10 protein-coding genes are annotated in these 11,035 nt (G+C 66.8%); 4 read left to right on the forward strand and 6 right to left on the reverse strand.

From position 1 onward, the window contains the following. Window positions 1-5: 5 nt before the first annotated feature. Window positions 6-1,565, reverse strand: coding sequence for an NAD(P)H-hydrate dehydratase (locus EV662_RS07235; RefSeq protein ID WP_132461482.1), 1,560 nt, complete (start codon window positions 1,563-1,565; stop codon window positions 6-8). Window positions 1,566-1,741: 176 nt separating this feature from the next. Here EV662_RS07235 and EV662_RS07240 point away from each other — a divergent pair, with 176 nt between their 5' ends. The 3 genes from EV662_RS07240 to EV662_RS07250 all read left to right on the forward strand — a co-directional run bounded on the left by EV662_RS07240 (window position 1,742) and on the right by EV662_RS07250 (window position 4,816). After that, entirely contained in the window at window positions 1,742-2,080 is a 339-nt protein-coding gene (locus EV662_RS07240; RefSeq protein WP_132461483.1) for a P-II family nitrogen regulator, read from the forward strand. A 73-nt stretch (window positions 2,081-2,153) separates the two neighbouring features. Beyond that, complete coding sequence (gene glnA / locus EV662_RS07245) at window positions 2,154-3,560, forward strand: type I glutamate--ammonia ligase (RefSeq protein WP_132461484.1); 1,407 nt, start codon at window positions 2,154-2,156, stop codon at window positions 3,558-3,560. 1,019 nt (window positions 3,561-4,579) lie between these two features. Next, on the forward strand, window positions 4,580-4,816 hold the full coding sequence (locus tag EV662_RS07250) for a hypothetical protein (protein ID WP_132461485.1): 237 nt from the start codon (window positions 4,580-4,582) through the stop codon (window positions 4,814-4,816). Window positions 4,817-4,826: 10 nt separating this feature from the next. Here EV662_RS07250 and EV662_RS07255 read toward each other — a convergent pair whose 3' ends face one another. Further along, window positions 4,827-6,038: a class I SAM-dependent methyltransferase gene (locus EV662_RS07255; RefSeq protein WP_132461486.1), complete on the reverse strand. Its 1,212-nt coding sequence runs from the start codon at window positions 6,036-6,038 to the stop codon at window positions 4,827-4,829. Continuing rightward, window positions 6,035-6,859: a heme-dependent oxidative N-demethylase family protein gene (locus EV662_RS07260; protein WP_132461487.1), complete on the reverse strand. Its 825-nt coding sequence runs from the start codon at window positions 6,857-6,859 to the stop codon at window positions 6,035-6,037. The genes EV662_RS07255 and EV662_RS07260 overlap by 4 nt, the downstream gene beginning before the upstream one ends. Before the next feature lie 135 nt (window positions 6,860-6,994). Here EV662_RS07260 and EV662_RS07265 point away from each other — a divergent pair, with 135 nt between their 5' ends. Further along, complete coding sequence (locus EV662_RS07265) at window positions 6,995-8,191, forward strand: bifunctional alpha/beta hydrolase/OsmC family protein (protein WP_132461488.1); 1,197 nt, start codon at window positions 6,995-6,997, stop codon at window positions 8,189-8,191. A gap of 56 nt (window positions 8,192-8,247) precedes the next feature. On the opposite strand, the gene EV662_RS07270 is transcribed toward EV662_RS07265, so the two are convergent. The 3 genes from EV662_RS07270 to EV662_RS07280 all read right to left on the reverse strand — a co-directional run bounded on the left by EV662_RS07270 (window position 8,248) and on the right by EV662_RS07280 (window position 10,994). After that, window positions 8,248-9,024, reverse strand: a complete 777-nt coding sequence (locus EV662_RS07270) for a gamma-glutamyl-gamma-aminobutyrate hydrolase family protein (protein ID WP_132461489.1) — start codon at window positions 9,022-9,024, stop codon at window positions 8,248-8,250. A gap of 25 nt (window positions 9,025-9,049) precedes the next feature. After that, window positions 9,050-9,235 carry a DUF2256 domain-containing protein gene (locus EV662_RS07275; RefSeq protein WP_132461596.1) on the reverse strand — a complete coding sequence of 62 codons (186 nt, stop codon included), beginning with the start codon at window positions 9,233-9,235 and terminating at the stop codon, window positions 9,050-9,052. A 229-nt stretch (window positions 9,236-9,464) separates the two neighbouring features. Next, a complete protein-coding gene (locus tag EV662_RS07280; protein WP_132461490.1) occupies window positions 9,465-10,994 on the reverse strand; it encodes an FAD-binding domain-containing protein in 1,530 nt (509 codons plus the stop codon). Window positions 10,995-11,035: the final 41 nt, after the last annotated feature.

Genomic DNA, 11,035 nt, shown 5'->3' on the forward strand with positions numbered 1-11,035 from the left:
CGCCGTCACAGCCCGAGTTCACGGAATACCTTCGGCAACATTTCAGGCAAATCCTCCGCGACAAGACCTGGTCCAAAGGCGCGGGCCGCTTCCACATGCAGCCATGCGGCGGTTTCTGCGGCGGCCATCGGCGCCAGACCGCGGGCCAAAAGTCCCGCGATCATTCCAGCCAGCACATCCCCGGCCCCCGCCGTCGCCAACCAGGGTACCGCGCGCTCGTAAACGGCCGCGCTGATCGTACAGCCGCCGTCGGGGGACGCGATCACCGTGTCGGGCCCCTTGATGAGGACCACGGCACCTGTCTTCGCCGCGGCGCGCCGCGCGACGTCCATCTTCGAAAGCGCCGGACCGCGCACTGGCGGCATGGCCAATTGCGCGGAAAGCTCCGGGAAAAGCCGCGCGAACTCGCCCATGTGGGGCGTCAGGACACAGCGCCCGTGCACCATGTCGCGCAAATTCCTGTCCCCGGCCAGCAGGCTCAGCGCATCCGCATCCAGCACCGCGGGCCGACCGCTATCCAGTACAGCACGGAGCAGCCCGGCCCCGCGTGCATCGGCCCCCAGAGCCGGGCCCAAGCAAACTGCGTTGAACCGCGTGTCCCGCAACAGCTCGGTCAGTGCGTCGGCATCGTCGCACCGGCGCAGCATGATCGCGGTCAGGTGTGCGGCCGCCTCCGGTATCGCCGCGTCCGGCGCGGCCACCGTCACCAGCCCCGCACCGATACGCAACGCCCCTCGCGCCGCCAGGCGGCCCGCCCCCGTCCGCCCCGCCCCACCCGCAAGTGTCAGCACATGACCCGAGGTGTACTTGTGACCATCGGCCGGCTTTCGCAGGCGGCGCGCGTGCGGCGCCGGATCGTCCAGAAGACGTGCGCAGTCCCGGTCGTCTCCGCCCGGCAAGCCGATATCCACAACCTCGACACGTCCGCACAACGCAGGCCCCGCGGACAAGATGTGCCCGGGCTTCAGTCGGTGGAAGCTGACCGTCAAATCCGCCCGCAAGGCGCCACGGCCACCTTCCGGCCCCAGCACCCTGCCAGAGTCGGCGCACAAACCCGATGGCACGTCGATCGCGACCCGGCGCCAGCCCGCACACGCCCCCGTCTCGAGCAGGGCCAGCACGCCACATACAAGATCGTCCTCCAGCGGCCGCGTCAGCCCGGTGCCGAACAGCGCGTCGACGATCACCGGGTCTGCGTCACCTACGGCGGGCACCGGGTCGAGGGGCAGCGGGCGGACCCTGCCGCCCATCGCACACCACCGGTCGTGGTTGGCCCTCGCATCGGGTGGCAGCCGGTCGGGCCGGCCGAACAGGAACACCTCGACCAGCCAGCCCCGGTCACGCAATAGCCGCGCGACCACGAACCCGTCACCCCCGTTGTTGCCGGGGCCGCACAGGACCAGCGCACGCTGCTGCCCGGCCCCAACCGCCGGCCACTCCCTGAGAACAGCCTCGACAACACCCCGCCCGGCCCGCTCCATCAACTCAAGGCCGCAAGTCGCCCCGGACTCGATCGCGGCGCGTTCGGTGGCGCGCATTTGGGCAGATGTAAGGATTTCGGACATGACAGGCGCTCAATATGTTCTCAAACCGCCGCACAATAAATCATATTGCCTATTTTTTAGGCGGCTCATCAAGATTCAGGAAGTCCCCCCTCGGAGCACCAGACTACCCAATTGTGCGCCCCCGACGAAAGTGATCTGTCGGGCGACGAACCGTCACCCAGAAGGAGTCTCGCGCCGTGAAGAAGATCGAGGCGATCATCAAGCCCTTCAAGCTCGACGAGGTCAAGGAGGCGCTCCAGGAGGCCGGCGTCCAGGGCCTCAGCGTCATCGAGGTCAAGGGCTTCGGCCGCCAGAAAGGCCACACCGAACTCTATCGCGGCGCCGAATACGTCGTGGATTTCCTGCCCAAGGTTAAGATCGAGGTGGTGCTGCCCGACGACCAGGTCGACGCCGCCGTCGAGGCCATCGTGAACGCCGCCAAGACCGAAAAGATCGGCGACGGCAAGATTTTCGTGTCGCCCGTCGAACAGGCGATCCGCATCCGGACCGGCGAGACCGGCGAAGACGCGCTCTGAATCACACCCACAGACCGCCGGGCCCGCCCCCGGTGCATAGCGACCAACCTAAGAAGAGGGGAAGTAAGGTCACATGAGCAAGGACAAGGTTCTCAAGACCATCAAGGACGAGGATGTCGAATATGTCGATATCCGCTTCACCGACCCGCGCGGCAAGCTGCAGCACGTCACCGTGATGTCCGATCTCGTCGACGAGGATTTCCTCGACGAGGGCTTCATGTTCGACGGGTCGTCCATTGCCGGCTGGAAGTCGATCGAAGCCTCGGACATGAAACTCATGCCCGATACCGATAGCGCCTATATCGACCCGTTCTATGCGGAAAAGACGCTTTGCGTGCACTGCTCCGTGGTCGAACCCGACACTGGCGAACCCTATGACCGCGACCCGCGCGGCACCGCCGAGAAGGCCGAGGCCTACCTGAAATCGTCGGGCATCGGCGACGTGGCCTATTTCGGCCCCGAGGCCGAGTTCTTCCTCTTCGACGACGTCCGCTATGCGGTCAGCCCGAACAAGGTGTCCTATGCGCTCGACGTCGAGCATGCCGCCTGGAACACCGACACCGAGTATGAGACGGGCAACCTTGCCCACCGTCCGACCTACAAGGGCGGCTATTTCCCGGTGAACCCGTCGGACGAAGGCCAGGACATCCGCTCGGAAATGCTGTCCACGATGAAGCGGATCGGCATGAAGGTCGACAAGCACCACCACGAGGTCGCGACCTGCCAGCACGAGCTGGGCATGATCTTCGACAGCCTGAAAAAACAGGCCGACAACCTGCAGAAATACAAGTACGTCATCCACAACGTGGCCCAGGCCTATGGCAAGACGGCGACCTTCATGCCGAAGCCGATCGCGGGCGACAACGGCTCGGGCATGCACTGCAACATGTCGATCTGGAAGGACGGCAAGCCCCTGTTCGCGGGCGACAAGTATGCCGACCTCAGCCAGGAGGCGTTGTGGTACATCGGCGGCCTGCTCAAGCACGCCAAGACGCTGAACGCCTTCACCAACCCGTCCACCAACTCCTACAAACGGCTGATCCCGGGCTTCGAGGCCCCCGTTCTGCGCGCCTACTCGGCCCGCAACCGTTCGGGCTGCATCCGGATCCCGTGGACTGAATCGCCCAAGGCCAAGCGCGTCGAGGCCCGCTTCCCCGACCCGTCGGCGAACCCCTACCTGTGCTTCTCGGCGCTGCTTATGGCCGGTCTCGACGGGATCAAGAACAAGATCGATCCGGGCGAGGCGATGGACAAGAACCTGTACGATCTGCCGCCCGAGGAACTGGAAGGCATCCCCACCGTGTGCGCGTCCTTGCGCGAAGCGCTGGACAGCCTCGCGAAGGATCACGACTTCCTGCTGGCAGGCGACGTGTTCACCAAGGACCAGATCGCGGGCTACTTGGAACTCAAGTGGGAAGAGGTCTACGCCTTCGAACACACGCCGCACCCGGTCGAGTTCAAGATGTATTACAGCTGCTGATCCGGTTCTCCCGGGTCACGGTGCGAAATGGGATGGGGCGCCTTCGGGCGCCCCATTTTCATGCCGGCCTACTCCCAGAATCTTTGGCGCTGGCAGCAGAATACGGCGGTTTTACGGCATTTTTTGTACCAACCCCCAAGACGTTGGCTTGCTGCATCCCGCTGACGCCCCCGGAAAATGCACAAAAAATCCATGGCTTGAGAGAACCGCAGCCACGAGATCCCTGCCAAGCGCCGGCGGATCACAATTTCCAGAAATCGCCCTTTTGTTTCCACTTTCAGAGATCATTAACCATAACGAAACAATCCGGCTGACGGAGCGAACCGATGTCAGATTGCCAAAGCCGCGTGGCTGCCACGCTTGTTAACCCCACTCGGCAAGCGCCTTGCCTGTCCGCATCAAGGCCCGAGTTTCCGCGCATGACGCGTAATAGCTGCCTCTCCTTCCCCGGGAGCGCCAGTGACGATGGCCAGGGGCTGCGGCTGTCCAGTGACAGTCTGTTCCTCAGCCTGCGCCCCGAGGACTCCGCGCCCTCTGCCTTTGGTCCATCGGAAAGACCGGGCGTAAATATTGCACCCGCTGCCTGCGCAGGCGGCCAATGTACGGCCCCAACGGCGAACACCGAACACCCGGCGCCTACAGGTGTACTGCGCGGCCTTGAACCCGAAGGAACGCTCGCCACAGCCGGCGCGACGGCATCGGCAAGCAAGACCGCTCCGCCAGAATCCCACGACAGCCCGGACAGCCTGCCATCCATATCAACCGATCGCTCACAGCCGGATTGTGACACTCCCCCCACGCGCGTGGTGCTCCGCCGGCCGGTGGCGGACATCGGCGCCCTGCGTAGAAAACCGCGGCCCACGCTCGACCTGCTGCAACCGGTTCAACGCGATCCCTTCTCCGCCCGTCGAATCCTTCCACCCTGCAACACCGATCGCCCAGCGCTTGCCTTGCGGGAAGACGCACTCCGCCGGATACCCCCGACCGCCAGCCAACCGCCCATGAATCCTGCCACTGTCATGCCGACCGCATGCGGGCGTCTGTCCGATCCCGCGCGCCTGCCGGTGCAACTTTCGGTCTACACGATGTCGCTGACCATGATGATCTTTTCGTTCCCCGTGGGATTTGCGCTGATGATCTACAACATCCTCGGCGGGGAGCGTTTGCGCGTCACTGCCCTCGCACTGGCGCTGACTGCTGCGGGCTATGGGCTCTACCGGTCCGGGGTCGCCGAACTGGTGCTTTCGCTGCTCTAACCCACCCGGATCACCCTCGGAACGGACGGGCATAGAGCATCAGCCCCCAATCGCCCAGCGCCCGATGTACCGGCGCCCAGCGCGCCCCGAAGCCGATCGGGTCCAGCCCCGCACGCCGCGCGATCTCTGCCAGCGTTCTACGCCCATCGATCGCGCCGATCAGGGGAGCGGCGGATTTTTCCAAAGGCTCGAAGACTTTCACCACACCCTGGCCCATACGGACCTGCCCCTTGGCCGCCACGGCACGCGCCAGCGCCGGCCCCTCGACACCCTTCAGATGCGGCACCAGGGACAGATCGGTTGGACGGGCCAAGGCCTGCACGCCGCGCCCCGCCTTGACCGCATAGGCGACATGCGTGCGGATCGTGCCCCGCAGCCGCTCGCCCAGGGCCATCCGCGCGATCGGGCTCAGTCCCTCGGGCAGCCGAACCCCCTCGGGCAGCAAGCGCGCCGGATCGTATAGCGCGGGCTGCGTCACCCCCACCATATCGAGCCCCGCCATGCCAAGCGCCGCGTCCAGTTCACCTATGGAAAAGGGCCGGTCCTGCGAATGCAACAACAGGTCGTAGAATCCCGCATCGCTGCGCTCGTGATCGCCCAGGTGCGGGTTCAACCGGAACGGATGCCCTGACGGCAGACCGGCCACGATCCGCTTGGCCTCCACCAGCCGCGCCTCGGGCGCCAGCCCGTCGAACAGAGTGCCGAACGCCTCTTGCAGGGGATAGACCCCCGACCGGCCGTAGGGTGCATAAACCATAAGCCCGATGCCCCCCTCGGCGGCCAGCGCCGCCGACAACGCGTCGAAACCCGCCTGCGGATCGTCCAGATGGTGCAGAACTCCGCAACAATCTACGTAATCGAACGGGCCCCTTGCAGCCGCTTCCAGAAGGCTGCCGGTCACGAATTCGATGCCAGTCAATCCGCGGATCCGCGCACGCTCTTCGGCGATCTTTCGCGAGGCGCGCGACAGGTCGATATAGGTGATTTCGGCGGGTCGGCCGGCCCAGGCCATCAACTGCGCCAACTGGATCAAACCGTCCCCGGTGCCGCCGCCTGCGAAAAGCGCCCGCAAGGGCCGCGACCAGTCACGTTTTCCGGCAAACAGGAAATGGTCGATCTCCAGAGGGTGCGAGGGCGATCCCGTGATCAGGCGCGTCCGCTCCTCGGCCGGATCGCGCTCCGGATAGGGGAACGCCTCGTATTGGGCTGCGACCTCGCTCATGCCGGCGCCTTCGGGCGGGCGGGATCATAGCCGATGGGATGATCCCGCAACGCAGCCCTCTGATCGGGCGTCAGACTCGCCCGTGCGACAACATAAGTGTGGATCGAAAACACGGTCGCCCCGGTTTCCGGCAACCGCAACAGCACCTGCCGTTCGCTGCGCAGATAGGGTGCGGGCCCCTTGACCTTGGCGCGCGGCGCGGCTTCGGGACGGGGTTGGAACAGGCGCGGGTCTTCGTAGAAATGTGCATTCGCGCGCCAAAGCGGTCTGCCCGGCCTCAGCCCCTCGAACAAACGCGTGACCCGGGCGGCGATGTCGGCATCGTATTGCGGCACAGGCCGATGAATCGGCCCCAGCGGACGGCCCATCTTTTCGGCAAGCATCCAGCTGGCCGGAAAGCACAGGATCGCTGCGGTCAGAACCTGCACTCCGCCCACCTCCTGCATCAGGCAGAAATCCTCCTGCACCAGATGTCCCAGCGTCAGCAGCGGCGTCGCGCGGTCAAGCGTCACGCAAACCCCGTCAGGCCGTTTCACCACGCCCGCCGAGACCGAGAATTCCTCCCGCTCGGAAAGCAGGCCCAAGACCAAATCAAGCAGTTCCTCGGCCGCAACCCGTGCACCCTCCTCCATCGCATGGACCTTGTCGCATCGCGCGGAGATCAACCGGTCGCGTTCGCCCATCTGCCCGGCATAGGCATCATCCACGACCAACCAATCCGCCATCGCCAGCGGCTGGATGCCCGGCAGTCGCCGCATCTGCGGCACCGCCCAGGGTGTATACGGCAGACGCGCCTGAAGGATCGGAGCGGGATCGGTCATATCCCGATCAATCCCGATACCCTCCCCGCACGCAAGCCCCTGCACACACCATCCGTTCACAAGGCTGCGCCCATCCCTTGCGGCGGGGATGGCCGCCACCCAAAGTGAAGAACGTGCGAACGCGAGGGAGGCCCCATGGAAAAGATCACCTTCGAAGGTCATGGCGGCCACCGTCTCGCCGCACGGCTCGACCGCCCCGACGGGCCTGTGCGTGCCGCGGCGCTCTTCGCCCATTGCTTCACCTGCGGCAAGGACATCCATGCCGCACGCCGGATCGCCGCCCGGCTCACCGCGCTCGGCTTCGCAGTGCTGCGGTTCGATTTCACCGGGCTTGGCCATTCCGAGGGCGAATTCGAGAATACCACCTTCACCACGAACGTGGCCGACCTGGTGGCGGCGGCCGAACACATGGCTGGGATCGACCTCGCACCCAGCCTGTTGATCGGCCACTCGCTGGGCGGCGCCGCCGCCATCAAAGCCGCCCCTCGCATCGCCTCGGCCAAGGCGTTGGCGACATTGGGCGCGCCCTTCGATCCCGAACATGTCGTTGGCCGCCTCGCGCTGGCCCCGGCCGGCGCTGACGGGGTGCACGAGGTTTCTCTTGGAGGGCGACCCGTACGGATAGGACAGGATTTCCTTCAGGATGTCGCCCGCGAAAGCCTGGGCGATGCCCTGGCGCATCTGGGCCGTGCATTACTGGTGATGCACGCCCCCCGCGACGAGATCGTGGGAATCGACAACGCGACTCAAATCTTCACCCATGCCAAGCATCCCAAGAGTTTCGTCACGCTGGACAGCGCCGATCACCTGATCTCGCGCCGCGCGGATGCCGATTACGCGGCCGGGGTGATCGCCGCCTGGGCCGCGCGCTACATCGACCTTTCGCCCCCCGCGCCCCCGCCCGGCGCCCCCGAGGGCGTCGTGCGGGTGCGCGAAGCAGACCCGGACGGCTTTCAGCAGGACGTGACCACGGGACGCCATCACCTGACCGCGGACGAACCCCAGGCCTATGGCGGCAGCGACCGCGGGCTATCGCCATACGGCCTGCTCGCCGCCGCCCTCGGCGCCTGTACCTCGATGACGATCCGGATGTATGCCCGGCGCAAGGGCTGGCCGCTGGATGGCGTAAGGGTCGACGTGACCCACGACAAGGTGCATGCGCAAGACGCCGAGGCGCGCAGCGGCCAAAAGGTCGACCGGTTTCACCGCGCGATCTGTCTGACCGGCGATCTCGACGACGACCAGCGGGCGCGCCTGCGCGACATCGCGGACAAGTGCCCGGTGCACCAAACACTCGAACGGGCCTCACGGATCGAAACCGAACTCACCTGACCCTGCGTTTCGCATCGGGCCGAACGCTCCGGGCAGACCCGGCGGCGCGCACCGGATCACGCCGAGCGGAGCACGGCAGCCCGCTCGCCTCGCGACCATGCCGCCACCGCCCGGCCGAACGCCTCGAAAAGCGGACGCGAGACCGGATCGCATGCGGCCTTGTACTCGGGATGCCACTGCACCGCGAGGGCGAAGCCCGGCGCATCTGCCACGTGCAATGCCTCCGGTGTGCCGTCCGGTGCCCAGCCCTCGACCACGACGCGCTGGCCGGGGGTCTTGATCCCCTGCCCATGCAGCGTGTTGGTCATCACCTCGGTCGCCCCCAGCAGCCGGTGGAACAGCCCCCCCTCGACCAGCGTCACCTTGTGGCGCAAGGCGAATTTCTCTTCCAGCGTGCCGTCGGGCGGCATCCGGTGGTTCATCCGGCCCGGCAGGTCGCGGATTTCCGGGTACAACGTCCCGCCCAGCGCCACGTTCACCTCCTGGAACCCCCGGCAGATACCGAAAAACGGCTGGCCGCGCTCGACCAGTGCCCGGATCAGTGGCAGCGCGATCGCGTCGCGCGCCCGGTCGAAGGCACCATGCGCCTCTGTCGCGGGTTCGCCGTATTCCTCGGGATGGACGTTAGGCCGCCCGCCCGTGAACAGGAATCCGTCGAAACTTTCCAGCAGTTCGGGAACGGTGACGAAACGCGGGTCGGCCGGGATCAACAAAGGCAGGGCACCGGCCACCTCGGCGACCGCTTCGGAATTCATCGTGCCCCCGGCATGGGCGGGGTACTGATCGTTGATCAGGTAACTGTTGCCGATGATGCCGACACGGGGCCGCGCCATGTGTTCCTCGTTTGCTGGGGCTGTGTCACGATACAGGGCTTTTCCGGCGGGGTGAAGGCCCGCCCCCCTTTCCACGCGCGCGCCGGCACCGTTCGGAACAATAGCGGACGGCCTCCCAGTCCTTCGCCCATTTCCTGCGCCAGGTGAAAGGGCGCCCGCAGGCGGCGCAGGTCTTGCTGGGAAGATCACCCTTGCGGCGCATCCGGGGCATAGCGGTCACAACCTGCACGCGCGGCCCGCCCGCGAAGCGAACGGGGCGCTGCCCAAGGTCCTTCCAACTCCCCGAGAATTGTTGCCAGGCAGAAGATGGGCTCCGGGCTTATTCTCGAGGAAGATGTGCCGGGGGCGCGCGGGGGGCAGAGCCTCTGGCGTGGGTCGACGCACACCAGTGCGACGAAACCGGCAGGCCGGGCCTGACGGCGCGCGTCCTGCGCCCCCCCTCACAGGTCGAGACTCATCTGCCGCGCATCCCCCCCGCGGCGGCGCGGCGCGCGGTCGTTCACGAAACGGCCCGCGCGGTCCTTGCGCGAGGCATGGCGGCGGACGATCCGGGCGGCCTCGTCGTGGAAGGTCTCGCCTTTACGCACTGCCCAAACCGCCTCGCGCGCGGCGCGGGCGGCGGCGGCGACCTCGACCACCGGTTCAGGGTAGCCACGGCCCAGGATCCGACCCGCGCCCTCCCAGCGCCAGGGCGCCTGCAGCAAGGTATCAGGCACTTGGGCCAGTTCCGGCACCCAGCGCCGGGTAAAGGCGCCGGTCGGGTCCTGCTCGGACCCCTGTTTGACGGGGTTGTAGATGCGGATCGTGTTCATCCCCGTGGTGCCCGACTGCATCTGCACCTGCGGCCAATGGATGCCCGGTTCGTAATCGGTGAACAGGCGCGCGAGGATCGGCGCCGTGGCGCGCCAGTCCAGCCAGAGGTGATACGACGCGACCGAGACCAGCATCGCGCGCATGCGGAAATTCAGCCAGCCTGTGGCGATCAACGACCGCATGCAGGCGTCGACGAAGGGTAGCCCCGTCTCGCCCCGTTGCCAGGCCGCAAGGCGCGCGCCGTCGGTCACGGCGGGGCGCAGTCCCTCGTAGGCCCGGTGCAGGCAGCGCTGTTCAAGCGCCGGCTCATCCTCCAGCTTCTGCATGAAATGGTCGCGCCAGGCGAGGCGCGAGGAAAAGCTCTTGAGGCTGCCCGCCCAGCCGGTGCGGGTGCCCTTAACAGCGGTGCGACGGTGCGCGGTGGCGTGCTCCACCTCGCGCGCCGACAGGGTGCCAAGGGCCAGGTGCGGCGAGAGCCGCGAACAGGCGGTGGCGCCCGAAAGGGGCGAGGACATGGCCCGGCGATACTCCTGCCCGCGCTCGTTCAGAAAGCTGTTCATAAGGCCCAGCCCGGCGGATCGACCCCCTGGCTGACGCCCAGCACAGGGATCAGCGGCCATCCCGAGGTCGCGCGCGGTGGGGATCCGGTCGGGGGCAAGCCCCGGCAGGCCGCGCAGGCCCTTGGGCGCGGGCAGCACCGGCTGGCGCATGAACCTGTCGCGCGCCGCCGCCCAGCCATCGCGCCCCTTCAGACGGCGCACCACGCCCGATTGCGGCAGCTCCACCCACTCGATCCCGCGCGCCCGCGCCCATGCTGCCACCGCCCGGTCCCGCGCATAGGTCCAGCCATTGCCGGTTTCCTCGTGGCTGACGAGGCGCGTCACCCCATAGGCGTCGGTCAGGCGGTCGAGCACCGCCACCGCCTCGCCCATCTCAACCTGCAACGGCGCGCCGAGGCGGGCCAACTGCCGTGCCAGATCGTCCAGGCATTCGGCGGTGAACGCCCATTGCCGCCCTGACGTATCCGGCAGCGCCCAATATCCCGGCTCGGCGATGTAAAGCGGCAGCATGGCGCACTCACCCGCCGCCGCATGCACCAGCGCGGGGTGATCGGCAAGACGCAGGTCGCGCTTGAACCAGAGAAGCGTGACATCCATGGCGCGAACCTATCGCGACGCGCGGCGCGGGCAAGACGCCG

Source organism: Rhodovulum marinum (assembly GCF_004343075.1).
GTDB lineage: Bacteria > Pseudomonadota > Alphaproteobacteria > Rhodobacterales > Rhodobacteraceae > Rhodovulum > Rhodovulum marinum.